Below are 16,794 nucleotides of genomic sequence, written 5' to 3'. Positions count from 1 at the left end.
TCTATCTCGTGGTGCCGTGCACCTTCGGCAGGGCACCGCCGGCGGCCGCGTTGCGGTCGGGGCGGAAGTTGGAGAAGTCGGCACCCGCGACGTCGGCGACCAGGGCGAGCTCGTCTTCGATCACCGCGGCCTCCCACTCTTCGGGGCCGACCAGGGGCAGGCGCACGCGCGGGCTGGCGATGCGCCCGAGGCCGTGCAGGATGTACTTCGCGGCGACCGTGCCGGGCACGTGCGTCATGACGGCGCGCACGAGCGGCTCGAGGCCCCGGTGTGCGGCGGTGGCCGTGGCGAGATCGCCGGCGTTCACGGCATCCACGATCGTGCGGTAAGGCGCGGCGGCGATGTTGGCCGTCACGCCGATGAGCCCGCTCGCACCGATCGACAGGTGCGGCAGCACGTTGGCGTCGTCACCCGAGAAGTACATGAGGTCGGTCTGGTTGAGCACCCGGCTGACCTCGCTGAAGTCGCCCTTGGCGTCTTTGATCGCGAGGATGTTGGGGTGCTTCGCCAGGCGCAGGATCGTCTCGTACTTGATGGGCACACCGGTGCGGCCCGGGATGTCGTACAGGATCACCGGGAGGTCGGTCGCGTCGGCGACGAGACGGAAGTGCGTCAGGATGCCGGCCTGGGTGGGCTTGTTGTAGTACGGCGTGACGATCATGATGCCGTCGGCGCCGGCCTTCTCGCTGGCCTTGTAGAGCTCGATCGCGTGCGCGGTCTCGTTGGACCCGCCGCCCGTGAGGATCTTGGCGCGGCCCGCCGAGACGTCTTTGCCGACCTCGACCAGACGCAGCTTCTCGGGGTCGGTCAGGGTGGAGGTCTCACCGGTGGTGCCGGTGACGACGATGCCGTCGGCGCCCGCGGTGATGACGTCGTCCATGTGCTTCTCGACGGCGGGCCAGTCGACTTCGCCGTCGGCGGTCATCGGGGTGATGAGCGCGACGAGCACCTGACCGAAGGGATTGCCGGAGTGCGTCATGCACCCAGGATATCGGTTCGCGGCCCGCTCTCCGCGGCGTCCATCTGCATGATCGGTGGGGCAGCAGTGAACATCGGGCGTCGAAGTGCCCCCGCTGCATGATGCCGGTCATGCATACCGACCACCGCGCGCGTGTGCGCGGCGCGCCAGGACCGCCGCCTCCACCAGATGCCATTCGTGCAGCACCATCGCATAGTCGAAGCGCAAGGTCTCGAAGCCCTGCGCCGCGGCAATCGCGTCCCGACGCAGATCTTTGTGCCGCAGCGACACCCCGTCATGGTTCTCGCGGCCGTCGACCTCCAGGATGATCCGCCCGTGGAGCAGGAAATCGACCACGCCGACGCCGGGAATGCGTATCTGACTCTCCAGGCGGATGCCGAGACGACTCAACCGCAGCCGAAGGATCGACTCGAGGCCGCTGTCGGCATCGGGACGCGCGAGGTCGACGAGCCATCGTCGTCCAGCGCGCAGTCCCGCCCTCACCTCGGCCCGTTGTGCACGATCGATCAGCCCCTTGCGCCATGCGGACTCGAAGGCGGCGAAGAAGACCTCGTCTCCGAGGCAGGTCGCCACTTGCACGAGAGCCTGAACGATCGACACGACACCGAACGAGGCAGTCCCGGCATCGTGGTGGTTGACGCACCGGCATCCGGGATGACCGTGGCGGCGACCCGAGGTGCCCAGCCACACGTGGACGCGCGCATCGTCCTCCCACAACCAGACCCCGTACCGGCGGAGGGCGGAGGCGCACGCGACGGATCCGCCGTGCATCGCCGCCGTCGCGACGAGCGGATCGGTCTCGGGCAGAGCGAGCACGCCGTCGCGCAGGCGTTCGAACACCTCGCCCCGCACGAATCGGCGGACGTCGGCATGCGTGGCACCGCGGCGGATCAGGTCGGCACGCCGCATCACGCCCCCGGCTCGCGCCACGAGTTCGATGGCGGTGGATGTGCGCACTCGTGCAGCGTGCCCGAGCGCGACCCGCGCTCGCGCGCCTCCGGGCGCGGCTGTGGATAACAGCCCGCCCGCCGGGCGGGCGGGGGGCGCGGTGGGCGGTCGATATGCATGATCGCTGGTGCGCCTGCGCACAGATGTGGCGAATGGAGCCGTCGCGCCCAGCCCGATCCTGCATCTGAACCACGGCACGAGCCGCGCCGTAGGGTGACCTCATGGCCTGGACCACCCGCGCATCGCGCACCGTCTACGAGAACCGCTGGATCCACGTGCGCGAAGACGAGGTGACGGGGCCCCACGGCGACGGCATCTACGGGGTCGTCCGCGTGCAGCACCCGGCGGTGTTCGTGATCGCCCTCGACGACGACGAGCGCGTGTGCGTCATCGAGCTCGAGCGCTACACGACCGGGCGTTCGCTCGAAGTGCCCGCGGGCGGCTCCGACGGCGAGGATCCGCTCGAGGCCGCGAAGCGGGAACTCCTCGAGGAGACCGGGGTCACGGCATCCGAGTGGCACTACCTCGGCCGTATGAACGCCCTCAACGGCATCGCCGACGCCCCGGAGCACGTGTACCTCGCGCGGGGTCTCGAGACGACGGATGCCACGGCGTCCCAGCACGAGGAGGGGATCGACCAGGTGCGATGGATCCCGTTCACGGAGCTGCTGGCCCTCGTGGCCGACGGCACCGTCTCGGACGGCGAGACGATCGCCGCCCTCGCGTTCGCCGGCATCCACCTGGGACGCTTCCGCTGAGCAGCGACCCGGCCGTCGCGGTGGCCCGAGCCGGCCGCGGCGAGGGGCGTTTCAGCGCCCTCGAGCGGCGGCGAGCACGACCAGCCCGTCGGGCAGCAGCCGCGACGCGGCGACCAGCGCCTTGTACCGCAGCGACGGCACCGACACCGCGCGTCCGCGCGCGGCATCGCGGAGTCCTTCGCGCACGACGTCTGTGGCCGTCAACCACATTCCCGGCGGCACCCCCTCTTCGCCGGGAGGCAGGCCCAGACGCTCGTGGAAGTTCGTGTGCACGAACCCCGGGCACACCGCGGTGACGCTGACGCCCCGCTTGCGGTAGGCGACGTTGGCCCAGCGGCTGAAGGAGATCAGCCACCCCTTCGCCGCGCCGTAGGTGCCGCGCGGCACGAAACCCGCCACCGAGGCGACGTTGACGATGCGTCCACTCCCCCGCGCGAGCATCGCCGGCAGCGCGGCGTGCGTGAGACGCAGGGCGACCTCGACGTGCAGACGCAGGTGACGCACCTCGTCGTCGACGGCGTTCTCGTCGAACGCGAGGTCGAGTCCGAAACCGGCATTGTTGACGAGGATGTCGACGCCCGCGGCCACCCGCCTCTCGACGAGGGCCACGGCATCGTCGTCGAGGAGGTCGGCGACGACGACCTCGACCCCGACGCCGTGCGCGGCCCGCACGTCGGCGGCGACGGCCTCGAGTGCCTCGCGATTGCGGCCCACGAGCACGACGTCGGCGCCGCGCGCGGCGAGCTGGCGGGCGAACTCCGCGCCCAGACCGGAACTCGCGCCCGTGATGAGAGCGGTGCGCTTCATGTCAGGCGCCCCGGCGCTCGTAGGTCTCGAAGCGGTACCGGATGCCGCTGCGCGACACGCGCCATCCCTCGACGGGGGTGGCGGCGACAAGCGACCATCCGTCGAGGCTCGGAGCGTGGGTGTCCCCGTCGACGGCGACGTCGAGACGGGTGAGCTCGATGCGGTCGGCATAGCCGATCGCCTCGGCGTAGAGCTGCCCGCCCCCGATGACCCACGCACGCTCTCCCTCGGCGCGGTCGAGTGCTGCGTCGAGCGACCCCGCGCGATCGGCACCCTCGGCGGACCAGTCGTCGGAGCGCGTGACCACGATGTTGCGCCGGCCGGGCAGCGGCCGGAAGCGCGGCGGGAGCGATTCCCACGTACGCCGACCCATGATGACGTCGGACGACCCGGTGACCTCGCGGAAGTGCGCGAGGTCTTCGGGGACGTGCCACGGCATTCCTCCGTCGGCGCCGATGACGCCGCCGTGGGCCTCGGCCCAGACGAGCCCGATCGAGGTCATACCGCGACGGCTCCCCTGATGGCGGGGTGGTGCTGGTAGCCCTCGACGATCACGTCGTCGTAGCGGTAGTCGAAGATCGAGTCGGGCGTGCGGGCGAATCGCAGCGTGGGCAGGGCGTACGGCTCCCGCGTGAGCTGCTCCTGCACCTGCGCGCGGTGGTTGTCGTAGACGTGGCAGTCGCCGCCCGTCCAGATGAACTCGCCGGGCTCCAGGCCGGTCTGCTGAGCGACCATCAGGGTCAACAGCGCGTAGGAGGCGATGTTGAACGGCACCCCCAGGAACATGTCGGCGCTGCGCTGGTACAGCTGGCACGACAGCTTTCCGTCGGCGACCGAGAACTGGAACAGCGCATGGCACGGCGCGAGTGCCATGTCGGGGATGTCGGCGGGATTCCACGCCGACACGATCAGCCGACGGGAGTCGGGGTCGCGCCGGATCTGCTCGACGACCTGTGCGATCTGATCGATCGTGCCGCCGTCGGCGGTGGGCCAGGAGCGCCACTGCACGCCGTACACGGGTCCGAGCTCGCCGTCGGCGTCGGCCCATTCGTCCCAGATCGAGACGCCGTTCTCTTTCAGCCAGCCGACGTTGGACTCACCGCGCAGGAACCACAACAGCTCGTACACTATGGACTTCAGGTGCACGCGCTTGGTCGTGATGAGAGGGAACCCGTCGGCGAGATCGAACCGGATCTGTCGGCCGAAGACGCTCGTGGTGCCGGTGCCGGTGCGATCGGACTTGTGCGTGCCGTTCTCGAACACGTCGCGCAGCAGGTCTTCGTACGGGGTGAGGATGTCGGCGGTCACGCGCTTCACGATACCCGCGCGGGGCCCGCGACGACCGTGCCCGTACGGCATCGCGGACATCCGCCATCTGGGGAGGAGGGGTACTCCCGTCACGCGACGACTCATCCGCCCCGGTGTCGGTGGCGGCGGCTACCGTTGACGATCGTGGACCTGACCCTCGCCCTCGTGATCGCCGCCGCGCTTCTCGCGGCGACCGCCGCGGTGGGCCTGCTCCTGCGGCGCGGTCAGGGGCGCGTCCGCGCCGTCGACTCCGCCGAGTCGATCGACCCGCGCACGCTCGGCACGGGCCCCCTGGGCGAGTACGCGACCCTTCTGCAGTTCAGCACCGAGTTGTGCTCGCGCTGCCCGGGCGTCCATCGTCTGTTGTCGGCGGTCGCCGACGAGCGCACCGGTGTCCGCCACCTCGACGTCGATCTCACTCATCGCCCCGACCTCGCCCAGCGGTTCCGCGTGCTCCAGACCCCTACGACCCTCGTGCTCGACCGCACCGGCACCATCCGCACCCGTATCGCCGGCGCACCGACCCGCGCCGTCGTCGAAACCGAACTCGATCGTCTGCACGAAGAGGCCCCGCATGTCTGAGAACGCCCGCATCGACGTCCGCGGCCCCCGGTTCGCCGCGTCGATCACCGCCGTCCTGTTACTGATCGCCACGGTGCTCAGCCTGATCGGCGTCGCGACGGCGCACGAGACGTCCTCCCCCAACGGCTGGCTGCTGCCACAGGTCTCGGTCGTCGCGCGGATCGTCGACCCGGGCTTCCTGCTGCTGCTCGTCATCGCCCTTCTGTTCGTCTGGGGGGTCGCCTCCCCGCGCACCGCCCCCTGGGGTGTGCTCTTCCGCCGGGTCGTCCGACCGCGCCTGTCGCCGCCGACCGAGTTCGAAGACCCGCGTCCCCCGCGGTTCGCCCAGGGCGTCGGCCTGTTCGTCACCGCGGTCGGTCTCGTCCTGCACCTCGCCGGGGTCCCCTGGGCCCTGCCGATCGCCGCCGCCATGGCCTTCGTCGCCGCCTTCCTCAACGCCGCGTTCGGCCTGTGCCTCGGATGCCAGCTCTACCTCGTTCTGCAGCGCGTCGGCCTCATCGGGCGCCGGGGCACGGCATCCGCCTGACAGCCACCTTCGCGGAGGCTGTCAAGACCCGAGCGGTGTGGCAGACCCTCGTTAGGCTGGCCGCGTCGCGGTCGCTCCGGACCGCGCGTGATGATGGAGGTCCCCATGGCCGTCACGAGCGAAGCAGCCACCGCCTGGAAGGGCAGCCTGTTCGAAGGTTCGGGTGAGGTGACGTTCACCTCGTCCGGCATCGGCACCTTCGGTGTGAACTGGAAGGCCCGCAGCGAGGGGTCGAACTCGGTCACGACCCCCGAAGAGCTGCTCGCCGGTGCGCACTCGGCGTGCTTCAGCATGGCGCTGTCGAACGCCCTCGCCGAGAACGGCACCCCTCCCGAGTCGGTCGACGCCACCGCGTCGATCACGTTCAAGCCCGGCACCGGCATCACCGGCAGCCACCTGAACGTCAACGCCGTCGTGCCCGGTCTCGACGCCGCGACGTTCGAGAAGATCGCCGCCGATGCGAAGGCCAACTGCCCCGTGTCGCAGGCGCTCGCGGGCATCGACATCACCCTCGAGGCCACGCTTGCCTGAGTCTTCGGCCCGACGCGTCGTCATCGCCGGCGCGTCGGGCCTCATCGGCTCCGCTCTGGCCGATTCGCTGCGCTCCGACGGCGTCGAGGTCACCGCTCTCGTCCGACACGAGCCACGCGACGCGAACGAGGTGCAGTGGCTCCAGAACGCCGCCCCGCTCGATCCCGACGTGCTGGCCGGAGCCGACGCGGTCGTGTGCCTGAACGGCGCATCGATCGGCCACTTCCCCTGGACGCCGTCGTACAAGAGCCAGCTGCTGTGGTCGCGCGTCACGCCGACGCGCACCCTCGCCGCGGCCGTACGCGCGTTGGGCGACGACGCTCCGGCCCTGATCAACGCGAGTGCCACCGGGTTCTACGGCTCGCAGCCCGGCATCGTACTGACCGAGACCTCTCGGTCGGGTCGGGGTCTGCTCGTCGACATCTGCGTCGAATGGGAGGCCGCGGCCCGCGGAGCGGGCGACAAGGCGCGCGTCGCGTTCCTGCGCACGGCTCCCGTCGTGCACGAGCAGGGGGTACTCAAGCCCCTGCTGCTGCTCACCAAACTCGGCATCTCGGGCCCCATCGGCCGCGGCACCCAGGTGTGGCCGTGGATCACGCTCGAAGACGAGGTACGCGCCATCCGGCACGTCATCGACTCCGACCTCGACGGCCCGGTCAACCTCACCGGTCCCACGCGGGCGACCGCCAACGATCTGGGGTTCGCCCTCGCCCGACGCATGAACCGGCCCTACGCCCTGCGCGCCCCGATCTGGGGCGTCAAGCTCGCTCTCGGTGTCGACGCCACCGAGGCGCTGCTGACCTCTGACGCCGACGTGCGTCCGACCGCCCTCGAGAACGACGGCTTCACCTTCACGCACCGCACGGTCGACGAGGCCGTCGCCTCGGCCGTCCCCGCCCACGACGCCGCCTGAGACGCCCGCGCCGGGCAGTGCTTCTCGCCCGGCGCGGTGCGGTCGCGGCGCCGTCGGCGCCCCGGCTGCGACTCAGCGCGCGCGGCGCTCCGCGCCCTCGAGTCGGATCGCCGTGCGCACCGACTCGCGGGCACGGCGCCGATCACCCGCCGCGTCGTAGGCGAGGGCCAGGCGGTATCGGGCCCGCCAGTCTTCGGGATGCGCCTCGACGTCGGCACGGTACTGCGGAAAGAGGGCGTCGCCGTCTTCGCGCTCGATGCGCCCGCTGGGACGCACCGGCAGGTCTTCGTCGGGCAGCCCGCCCTCGGCATCGAGGCACTCCCCCAGGCGTTGCGCGCCCACGCCGAACCACAGCTCCCGGCCGATGGCCCAGAGCGCCAGCAACGGAAGCACGAGGAGCGCGACGCCCATCGCGATCCCGACCCCGTCGCCGCTCGTGAGCAGCACGATGGCCCGCTGTCCGGCCAGGACCACGTACAGCAGAAGCAGCACCGTCATCACGGCGACGGCGATGCGCGTTTTCATGCGCTGGTGGCGCCCGCCACCTGGCCCGAGACGTCGCCGTCGGCGATCGGGGCCCCCGGCTCGATCGGGCGGGTGCGCACGCCGATGTCGATGAAGCTGTCGAGCCCGACGATGACGCCCCGCGCCTCGCGCGCCGCCGCGAGGGCGATGCGGATGCCGGGGGCATAGGCGGTGGCGGGCTCCACCGTGTCGTGCACGATCGTGAGCGACTCACCGGCCCCCGACAGCACAGTCTCTTGGCGAGCGACCACGCCCGGTCGACGCAGCGAGTGGATCGGCACGGAGGCCACCCGCTGACCCCGTGCGCGCTGGTCGACGTGCGGCGAGTCGACGGGACCGACCTCGGCGCGCGCCGCGGCGATGAGCTCGGCGGTGCGTACGGCGGTTCCACTCGGCGAGTCGATCTTGGTCTCGCGGTGGGCCTCGACGATCTCGATCGACGGGAAGAACGGGGCGGCCGCGGCCGCCAGCGCGCTGCCGATGACGGATCCGAGTGAGAAGTTGGGGATGAACACGGCACCCGTGCCACTGGCCTCGACGAGCGCGCGGACGAGGGCGATGCGCTCGTTCGACCAGCCCGACGTTCCGACGAGCACGTTGATGCCGCGCTCGATCGCGGCGCGCACGACATCGATCGACACGGCGGGGGTCGAGGCATCGACGACCAGGTCGGCGCCGTCGAGTTCGCTGAGGTCGGACTTCGACGTCAGGATCACCGAGACCTCGTACCCGTTCTCGGCCTCGACGACTTCGCGGATCACCCCGCCCAGTTTGCCGGTACCGCCCACGATGGCCACACGCGTCGTCATGCGTCCAGCCTAGGCGGCGCGCACACGTTCGACGCGCTGTCCACGGATGTACGGTGCGCGGGCCGTCAGACCGGGAGCGGGTCCATCAGCCCCGTGCGCAGCTCGACCGGCAGGTGCGCCAGGTCGTTGTGCGAGAGCAGCGTCCAGGGCCGGCCCTTCTTCTGCGCGATGACGGTCAAGCCGCAGTAAGCCTGATTGATCGTCATCCAACGCCAGTCGGGGGCCTGCAGCACCTCGCGGACGAACCACGAGATGACGAAGTTGTGGGTGATGACGAGCTCGTGCACCTCCCCCGCCTTGCGGGCGAGGAACTCGGCGGTGGCGTCGGCCATCTGCGCGCGGCCGGCCTCGATCTCGGCCTCGGAGACCGACCCGAAGAACGACTCGTAGGCCGCGGGCGTTTCGGGCGTCATCCCCGTGGGCACGCAGTCGAACAGCAGGGCCGACGACTCCGGAGCCACCGACGGCAGACGCTCGGCGACGGCTCGCGCCGTCTGCGCCGCACGCTCGAGCGGGGAGTGCCACACCGCGTCGAGCGGAAGCCCCGACAGCCGGTCGGCGAGCAGGGCCGCCTGACGCTGACCACGCGGAGACAGGGGGCCGTCGGTGAGCCCGTGCTCGGCATCCTGGTGCTCGCCGTGGCGCACCAGATAGATGTAGTGCGTCACGTCAGCTCACCTCGTCGTCGATCTGCCGTCCCCCGGCCCCGTGTTCCAGCCTACGTCACGCTCTCGCGCGCGGGCCGGTCACTCGGCGGCGCGTGCGATATCCGCCAGCTGGGCCCGGCTGAGGCGCACGCCCACGGCGCGCATGCATTCGACGACGTGACGAGGCGCGAAGGCGTTGACGATGGGGGCCGTGACGATCTTCTGCGCGAGCAGCCAGGCGACGGCCACCGCGGCATCCGGGATGCCGAGCTCGGTGCCGACGGTGTCGAGGGCGCGCAGCACACGAGTCCCCCGGCGGTTCAAGTTGGCGGCCAGTTGGAACCCCCGCACCGACTGCGACGAATGGTCGCGCGTGCGGGTCTCGCCGGAGAGGAAACCGTGCGCCAGGGCGTGCGACGGCGTCACGGCCATCCCCTGCGCGGACGCGATCAGTCGCAGGTCGCCGTCGAACTCGTTCCGGCGCAGCACGTTGTAGGGAACGTCGAGCACCGAGATGCGCGGGTAGCCCGCCGACGACAGGATGCGGGCCTCGACGAGCTGCGCGGCGGTGTACCCGTGCGCACCGATGGCCCGGACCTTGCCCGAGTCGACGAGCCACTCGCTGGTGGCGAGCGTGTCTTCGAGCAGGGCCGTGTCGCCGCGGGCGGCGTCGAGCGACAGCACGTCGATACGGTCGGTGCCCAGGCGCGTGAGCGACGCCTCGACGGCACGCACGAGGTTGACGGAGTCGAGCCCGGGGTTGTCGGGGTGTCCTCCGATGCGCACGGTGACCACGGCCTCGTCGCGCATGCGCCGGGTGCGCAGCCACTCGCCGATGATGAACTCGCTGCGGCCGGCCGCGTAGCTGTCGGCGGTGTGCAGCGCATTCCCACCGAGCTCGGCGTAGGCGTCGAGGATGTCGTGGCTGGCGCCGGCGTCGACGTTCCAGCCGAACTCCCCCCCACCGAGGAAGAGCGGGAAGACCTCGAAGCCGGTCTCACCGAGCGGAACCCGCACGTGGGAGCCCAGACCGGGCCCCTGCAGGGTGATCGGAGAAGAGGGGTGCGACGCGCGATCACGACGCAGGCGTGGCGAGGCCGTCTCGTCGACGCCCGGGCCGCTCATGGTGAATCCCCTCGATGCCGGGCGACGGTACGGCGACCCCGTAACTGCACGCCCCCCGACGTACTTCGAGGCTAAAGCTTCGCCCGCGGTGGGCCGCCGATTCGCCCGCCACGGCGATAAACATTGCGTAACGCTTGTGCACCGATCACCCCATGCGTCACACCCGTCACACGACGGATGCCCGCCCCGCGAGAAGCGGGACGGGCATCCGATCAGACGAGAGGATCAGCCTTCGGCGGGAGCCTCGGGGCCCTCGCTCGCGGCGGCCGAGCTCTGCGTGTCGGCGGGCTCGGTCGCGTCAGCGGCCTCGTCGACGACCGGCTCGAGCGACAGCTTGCCGCGGTCGTCGATCTTCGTGATGCGCACGAGGATCTTGCGACCGACCGACAGCACGTCTTCGACGTTCTCGACGCGCTTGCCACCGGCGAGCTTGCGGACCTCGCTGACGTGCAGCAGTCCGTCCTTGCCGGGCAGGAGCGAGACGAACGCACCGAAGGTCGCGATCTTGACGACCGTGCCCAGGAACTGCTCGCCGACCTCGGGGTTGGTCGGGTTGGCGATCGCGTTCACCTGCGCACGGGCAGCCTCGGCCGAGGGGCCGTCGGTCGCGCCGATGTACACGGTGCCGTCGTCTTCGATCGAGATCTGGGCGCCGGTCTCGTCCTGGATGGAGTTGATCGTCTTGCCCTTGGGTCCGATGAGCTCACCGATCTTGTCGACCGGGATCTGCACGCTGATGACGCGGGGCGCGGTGGGCGCCATCTCGTCGGGGGCGTCGATGGCCGAGTTCAGGACGTTGAGGATCGTCAGACGAGCCTCCTTCGCCTGGGTGAGGGCAGCGGCGAGCACCGACGACGGGATGCCGTCGAGCTTGGTGTCGAGCTGGATCGCCGTGATGAACTCCGACGTACCCGCGACCTTGAAGTCCATGTCGCCGAGGGCGTCTTCGGCGCCGAGGATGTCGGTCAGGGCGGCGTAGCGCGTCTGTCCGTCGACCTGGTCGGTGACCAGGCCCATGGCGATACCGGCGACGGGAGCGCGCAGCGGCACACCCGCGTTCAGCAGCGACAGGGTCGAGGCGCAGACGGAGCCCATCGAGGTGGAGCCGTTGGACCCGAGGGCCTCGGACACCTGACGGATCGCGTACGGGAACTCCTCGCGGCTGGGCAGCACGGGCACGAGCGCGCGCTCGGCCAGGAAGCCGTGCCCGATCTCGCGACGCTTGGGGCTGCCCACGCGACCGGTCTCACCGGTCGAGTACGGCGGGAAGTTGTAGTGGTGCAGGTAGCGCTTGCTCGTGATGGGCGACAGCGAGTCGATCTGCTGCTCCATCTTGAGCATGTTCAGCGTCGTGACGCCCAGGATCTGGGTCTCACCGCGCTGGAAGATCGCCGAGCCGTGAACGCGCGGGATGACCTGCACCTCGGCGTCGAGCGGACGGATGTCGGCCAGACCACGGCCGTCCATGCGGACGCCCTCGGCGAGGATGCGGCCGCGGACGATCGTCTTGGTGACCGACTTGTACGCGGCGCTGAACTCGAGCGTCGCGACGGCGGGCAGCTCACCCGACTCGACGGCGGCGACGAGCTCGGCCTTGACCGAGGTCTTGATCTCGTCGTCGGCGTTCTGACGCTCCTGCTTGTCGGCGATCTGGTACACCGGCACGAGGCGGTCGTAGGCGCGACCGGCGACGAAGTCGTACGTCTGCTGGCTGTAGGCCGGGAAGACGGGGAACGACTGGATCTCCTTGGCCGCCGTGCGGGCGACCTCGTTCTGGGCGTCGACCAGCTGGCGCAGGAACGGCTTGGCCGCTTCGAGGCCTTCGGCCACGACCTGCTCGTTGGGCTTGGTGGCGCCGCCCTTGATCATGTTCCAGCTGCCCTCGGTGGCCTCGGCCTCCACCATCATGATGGCGACGTCGCCGTCGTCGAGCACGCGGCCCGCGACGATGAGGTCGAAGACGGCCTCTTCGAGCTGCGTGACGGTCGGGAACGCGACCCACTGGTCGGCGTTCTCACCGTGGCCGGGGATGAGCGCGAGGCGCACACCGGCGATGGGACCCGAGAAGGGCAGACCCGAGATCTGGGTCGACAGCGACGCGGCGTTGATCGCGAGGGCGTCGTAGAACTCGCCGGGTGCGATCGACAGCACGGTGACGACGATCTGAACCTCGTTGCGCAGGCCCTCGACGAACGAGGGGCGCAGCGGGCGGTCGATGAGGCGGCAGACGAGAATGGCCTCGGTCGAGGGGCGACCCTCGCGGCGGAAGAACGAGCCGGGGATCTTGCCGGCGGCGTACGAACGCTCTTCGACGTCGACGGTCAGCGGGAAGAAGTCGAAGCCTTCACGCGGGTGCTTGCCGGCGCTGGTGGCCGACAGGAGCATGGTCTCTTCGTCGAGGTAGGCGGCAACGGCGCCCTGGGCCTGCTGAGCGAGGCGTCCGGTCTCGAAGCGGATGGTGCGGGTGCCGAAACGGCCGTTGTCGAGAACGGCTTCAGCGGCGGTGATTTCTGGACCTTCCAAGAGGTCCCTCCTTCTTTGTTTAGGCTCGCCGCCCCGTGTGGGCGACGAGCTGCATGCGAAGGAGCAGGAACAGGCAGAAAGGGCGCGCCGACGTGTCGGCCCGGAAATCCCGGCGACTGGCCACCAGTAGACGACCACCCGGCAAACGACGGGGAGTCCACCACAGGGGACCAGCGTCTGCCGGCCTGCTCCGTGAGCTCATGTGTAATTGAGCGGATGCCAAGACGGCATCGCCCTCACCCTACCAGCGCCGCGCGGAACGGGGTGGTCACCGCACGGCTTCGTGCTTTAGCGTGACCTCATGGGCATCATCCGTCGCAGCAGTCACACGCTCCTCGTGTGCGTGCTCCTCGGCTCGGCGATGGCCCCTCTGTCGGCCGCCGCCGCCTCACCCGCCTCCGCGACCAGGGCCGTGACCGCCGCCGTCGATGAGGCTGCCGTCGCCCAGGTGAAGCAGGCGCTGGATGCCGCGGAGCAGTCCGCCGCGTCGGCGTCGCGTCGCGCGCTCGACACCTCGGCGACCGCCGAGCGCACCCGTCTGCTCGCGGAGTCCACCGCCGCCCGCGCCGAGACGCTGACGGCGCAGAGCACCGCCGCCGACGCGCACCTCTCGTCCACCCGCACCCGGGCGGGCGCCAGCGCCTCACGCCTCTACCGCACCACCGGGAGCGGCCCCCTCGTGGCGCAGCTGCTGACGGGCGCCGATCCCGACTCCCTGCTGTCGCGTCTGGGCATCCTGGATCGGATGGCGACCGTGGCGGCGCGCACGGCCGGCCAGGCCCGCAGCGCGGCCGACGTCGCCACGTCTCTGCGCGCCCAGGCGGAGCAGGCCCGCGCCGAAGCCGCACGCCTGGCGGCCGAGGCGCAGACGACGGCGGCCACCGCCGCCGCCGAGGCCGCGACCGAGACGGCGACCGTCGCCGCCGCCCAGGCTCAGCTGAACGACCTGTACGCGCAGCTGGCCGAGTTGCGGCGCACGACCGCCGAGCAGGAGCGCGCGGCGCGCGAGCGCGAGAAGGCCGAACGCGACGCTGCCGAGCCCGGCGGGTCGACCGGCGGCGGTCCGGGCTCCGGGGACGAGGGCGGTGGGTCCGGCGGTGGCTCGGGCTCGGGCGGCGGCGACTCGGGCGGCGGGTCCACTCCCGGCGGCGGGTCCGGCGACGGCGGCGGCTCCGGGAGCGGGTCGAATCCCGGCGGCGGGAACGGCAACGGCTCCGGCAGCGGCGGCGGGGACTCAGGCGGCGGCGGGAACTCCGGCGGCGGCAGCGGCGGAAACGGCGACGGCTCGGGCGACGGCTCGGGCGACGGCTCGGGCGACGGCTCGGGCGGCGGCTCGACGGCCCCCGCCGGCCCGGTGATGAGTCCGAGCGAGGCGCGCACCTATGCGCGCGGAGCGATCAGCGGCTACGGCTGGGGCGACGACCAGTTCTCGTGCCTCGTGTCGCTGTGGAACCGCGAGTCGGGCTGGCGGGCCGACGCCCTGAATCCCGGGAGCGGCGCATACGGCATCCCTCAGGCCCTTCCCGGCGAGAAGATGGCCTCGGCGGGTCTCGACTGGCGCTCGAACGCGGCGACGCAGATCTCGTGGGGCCTGCGCTACATCGCCGACCGCTACGGCAGCCCCTGCGGCGCATGGGCGCACTCGGAACGCACCGGCTGGTACTGACGCGGCCCCGCCGCCCGCTAGGTCACGAGACCACCCGTCCTTCGCGAACGCACGGGCCGTGGCGTGTGCTCGCGGCGACGCCACCACGACGTCCGCGACAGGAGCGCTCGTCAGACGGTGCGGGTGCGCTCGCGATCGCCGCGGGTGGGCAGCTCGACGTAGCCCGCGTGCTTCGGCCGGATGCCGTCGCCCGCGGTGCGTCCGCGGACGCGGCGCCACACCCACGGCAGGGCGTCGCGCGTGAGCCAGGCGCCGTGCGGGGCGTCGTCGTCGGCGTGCAGAGCCTCGTCGAGTCCGAGCAGCGCCGACGCGTCGGGCACCCCCAGCGCCTCGGCCGCGCGATACGCCACGAGGCGATGCCCGGCCGAGCGCAGGTGCACCAGATCGTCGGCCCAGTGCGGCAGCTCGCCGAGGTCGGCGACGGCCTCGAGGTCGAGCAGGATCGCACCCTGCTCCTGCGCGATGCGACGCAGCTCGACGTTGTACGTCGCGAAGCGGCGCGCGAAGATGCGGGCCGCCGCGCGCCGGGGCAGGAAGGTCGTCACCAGGAGCACGTCGGCGCCCGTCCGGCGGATTGCGCGCACGGCGGACTCGACCTCGGCGACGATGGCCGGGATGACGGGCGCCGGTCCCACGAGGTCGTTGGCGCCGATGAGGATCGACACGAGGTCGGGCTCGAGGGCGAGCGCGGCGGGGACCTGCTCGTCGATCAGGTGACGCACCCGACGGCTGCGCACGGCCAGGTTGGCGTAGCGGAAAGGACCCGCGTCGCTGGTGTGCGCCAGCAGCTCGGCCAGACGATCCGCCCACCCGCGGTATTGCCCCGCCGGCATGCGCGACGCGTCGCACAGGCCCTCGGTCAGCGAGTCGCCGAGCGCGACGAAGCGCGTCCACCGCCCCCGGGTGCGGGATGCCGACAGGGTGGCCGGTCGCGTTCCCCCGCGCAGCAGCATGCTGTCGTCGACGGCGCGGAGGGCGACGGCATCCTGGTAGTGCCCGACCAGGTCGCGGGTGAGGGCCTGCCAGGTGCGCCCCTGTACCGCCTCGCGCGCGGCGCGGGCGAACGCGCGGCGCTTCGACTCGTCGCCGACGAGATCGGCGACGCGGGCGCGCAGGTCGTCGAGGTCACCGGGACGGTACAGCCAGCCGTCGACGCTGGAGCGCACCAGGTCGAGCGGCCCGCCCACGCCGGTCGCCACCACGGGAACGCCGCTGGCGAGGGCCTCCTGGATGGTCTGGCCGAACGTCTCGCTCTCACCCGGGTGCACGAAGACGTCGAAGCCCGCCATGGCCTGCGCCAACGCCGCACCCGACAGGTGCCCGGTGAAGACGGCATCCGGAATCGCCCTCTCGAGCGCGGGACGCGAGGGGCCGTCGCCGACGATCACCAGGCGCGTGCCGGGTACGTCGGCGAGCGCGCGCAGGTCGTCGACCTGCTTCTCGGGGGCGAGGCGCCCGACGTACCCCACGATGCGTTCACCGTTCGGGGCCACCTCGGCCCGCCACGCGTCGTCGCGGTGCTCGGGCGCGAAGCGGACGGCATCCACTCCCCGACCCCAGCGGCGGATGCGGTCGACGCCCAGACCCTCGAGCTGGCGCGTCGACGCCGACGACGGGGCGAGGGTGAGCGTGGCGCGGCGGTGCAGGCGGGCGACGTGCCCCGCGACGAGCGCCGTGGCGTGGGGCAGGCCGTACTTCTGCGAGTAGGCGACGACGTCGGTCTGGTACACCGCGACCGAGGGGATCCTCAGCGCGTCGGCGGCGGCGAGCCCCTGCCAGCCGAGCACGAACGGGGATGCCAGGTGCACCACGTCGGGATCGAAGTCGCGCAGGAGGGCCCCGAGGCGGGCGGCCCGGGCGAACACCACGCGCACCTCGGGGTACGACGGCAGCGGCACCGAGCGCAGCAGCTCGGTGCGCGCGCCGTGCAGATCGGCGGTGACATCGCCCGACTTCGGAGCGATGACCAGGGTCTCGTGCCCCGCCTCGGCCAGATGGCGCAGCACATGCAGAACGGAACCGGTGACCCCGTTCATGTGGGGAAGGAAGGATTCGGCCAGCAGCGCGACTCTCACGCCTCCAGGGTGGGACCTCGGGCGGGCCGGTGGGGGCCGGATCGGGGCCAGGTTCGCGATGTTCACCCGATG

General features: G+C 71.4%; 17 protein-coding genes. 6 read left to right on the top strand and 11 right to left on the bottom strand.

Features of this window, described 5'->3' with window-relative positions; translation table 11 throughout:
- Nucleotide 1 precedes the first annotated feature (1 nt).
- Nucleotides 2-979: a 4-hydroxy-tetrahydrodipicolinate synthase gene (gene dapA, locus ASF96_RS06390; protein WP_055937074.1), complete on the bottom strand. Its 978-nt coding sequence runs from the start codon at nt 977-979 to the stop codon at nt 2-4.
- Nucleotides 980-1,087: 108 nt separating this feature from the next.
- The gene (locus tag ASF96_RS06385) at nt 1,088-2,068 is read right to left on the bottom strand and encodes an endonuclease domain-containing protein (protein WP_156458748.1); all 981 of its coding nucleotides are present in this window, start codon (nt 2,066-2,068) and stop codon (nt 1,088-1,090) included.
- 80 nt (nt 2,069-2,148) lie between these two features.
- Here ASF96_RS06385 and ASF96_RS06380 point away from each other — a divergent pair, with 80 nt between their 5' ends.
- Entirely contained in the window at nt 2,149-2,685 is a 537-nt protein-coding gene (locus ASF96_RS06380) for an NUDIX domain-containing protein (RefSeq protein ID WP_055937069.1), read from the top strand.
- A gap of 51 nt (nt 2,686-2,736) precedes the next feature.
- Here the strand turns inward: ASF96_RS06380 and ASF96_RS06375 are convergent, their stop codons facing one another.
- From ASF96_RS06375 to ASF96_RS06365, 3 genes are read right to left on the bottom strand one after another with little or no spacing between them, the layout of a single operon-like run.
- Complete coding sequence (locus ASF96_RS06375; protein ID WP_055937067.1) at nt 2,737-3,492, bottom strand: SDR family NAD(P)-dependent oxidoreductase; 756 nt, start codon at nt 3,490-3,492, stop codon at nt 2,737-2,739.
- A 1-nt stretch (nt 3,493) separates the two neighbouring features.
- Entirely contained in the window at nt 3,494-3,994 is a 501-nt protein-coding gene (locus ASF96_RS06370; protein ID WP_055937064.1) for a dihydrofolate reductase, read from the bottom strand.
- Nucleotides 3,991-4,851, bottom strand: a complete 861-nt coding sequence (locus ASF96_RS06365) for a thymidylate synthase (protein WP_055937062.1) — start codon at nt 4,849-4,851, stop codon at nt 3,991-3,993. The genes ASF96_RS06370 and ASF96_RS06365 overlap by 4 nt, the downstream gene beginning before the upstream one ends.
- Nucleotides 4,852-4,944: 93 nt before the next feature.
- On the opposite strand from ASF96_RS06365, the gene ASF96_RS06360 reads away from it, so the two are divergent.
- The 4 genes from ASF96_RS06360 (at nt 4,945) to ASF96_RS06345 (ending at nt 7,352) form a co-directional block, all read left to right on the top strand.
- Complete coding sequence (locus ASF96_RS06360; RefSeq protein ID WP_055937056.1) at nt 4,945-5,382, top strand: TlpA family protein disulfide reductase; 438 nt, start codon at nt 4,945-4,947, stop codon at nt 5,380-5,382.
- Nucleotides 5,375-5,908: a DUF4395 domain-containing protein gene (locus tag ASF96_RS06355; protein WP_055835101.1), complete on the top strand. Its 534-nt coding sequence runs from the start codon at nt 5,375-5,377 to the stop codon at nt 5,906-5,908. Before ASF96_RS06360 ends, ASF96_RS06355 begins: the two co-directional genes overlap by 8 nt.
- A gap of 105 nt (nt 5,909-6,013) precedes the next feature.
- Entirely contained in the window at nt 6,014-6,439 is a 426-nt protein-coding gene (locus ASF96_RS06350) for an OsmC family peroxiredoxin (RefSeq protein ID WP_055835097.1), read from the top strand.
- Nucleotides 6,432-7,352, top strand: a complete 921-nt coding sequence (locus ASF96_RS06345) for a TIGR01777 family oxidoreductase (protein WP_055937053.1) — start codon at nt 6,432-6,434, stop codon at nt 7,350-7,352. Before ASF96_RS06350 ends, ASF96_RS06345 begins: the two co-directional genes overlap by 8 nt.
- Nucleotides 7,353-7,424: 72 nt before the next feature.
- Here ASF96_RS06345 and ASF96_RS06340 read toward each other — a convergent pair whose 3' ends face one another.
- The 5 genes from ASF96_RS06340 to ASF96_RS06320 form a co-directional block, all read right to left on the bottom strand.
- The gene (locus tag ASF96_RS06340; RefSeq protein WP_055937051.1) at nt 7,425-7,877 is read right to left on the bottom strand and encodes a hypothetical protein; all 453 of its coding nucleotides are present in this window, start codon (nt 7,875-7,877) and stop codon (nt 7,425-7,427) included.
- Nucleotides 7,874-8,686 carry a 4-hydroxy-tetrahydrodipicolinate reductase gene (gene dapB, locus ASF96_RS06335; protein ID WP_055937049.1) on the bottom strand — a complete coding sequence of 271 codons (813 nt, stop codon included), beginning with the start codon at nt 8,684-8,686 and terminating at the stop codon, nt 7,874-7,876. Before dapB ends, ASF96_RS06340 begins: the two co-directional genes overlap by 4 nt.
- A gap of 65 nt (nt 8,687-8,751) precedes the next feature.
- Entirely contained in the window at nt 8,752-9,354 is a 603-nt protein-coding gene (locus ASF96_RS06330; protein ID WP_055835084.1) for a histidine phosphatase family protein, read from the bottom strand.
- A gap of 78 nt (nt 9,355-9,432) precedes the next feature.
- Nucleotides 9,433-10,458, bottom strand: a complete 1,026-nt coding sequence (locus ASF96_RS06325) for an aldo/keto reductase (protein ID WP_055937043.1) — start codon at nt 10,456-10,458, stop codon at nt 9,433-9,435.
- Between the two features lie 225 nt (nt 10,459-10,683).
- Nucleotides 10,684-12,981 (bottom strand): polyribonucleotide nucleotidyltransferase, encoded by a 2,298-nt coding sequence (locus ASF96_RS06320; RefSeq protein WP_055937040.1) that lies wholly within the window; start codon nt 12,979-12,981, stop codon nt 10,684-10,686.
- Between the two features lie 301 nt (nt 12,982-13,282).
- Here ASF96_RS06320 and ASF96_RS17355 point away from each other — a divergent pair, with 301 nt between their 5' ends.
- Entirely contained in the window at nt 13,283-14,647 is a 1,365-nt protein-coding gene (locus ASF96_RS17355) for a lytic transglycosylase domain-containing protein (RefSeq protein WP_055937039.1), read from the top strand.
- A gap of 110 nt (nt 14,648-14,757) precedes the next feature.
- Here ASF96_RS17355 and ASF96_RS06310 read toward each other — a convergent pair whose 3' ends face one another.
- Nucleotides 14,758-16,722: a glycosyltransferase gene (locus ASF96_RS06310; RefSeq protein ID WP_055937037.1), complete on the bottom strand. Its 1,965-nt coding sequence runs from the start codon at nt 16,720-16,722 to the stop codon at nt 14,758-14,760.
- Nucleotides 16,723-16,794: the final 72 nt, after the last annotated feature.

It is taken from the genome of Microbacterium sp. Leaf179, assembly GCF_001423785.1.
Lineage (GTDB): Bacteria > Actinomycetota > Actinomycetes > Actinomycetales > Microbacteriaceae > Microbacterium.
The sequence above is the reverse complement of the archived record's forward strand: the minus strand, read 5'-3'. Positions and strand labels throughout refer to the sequence as shown.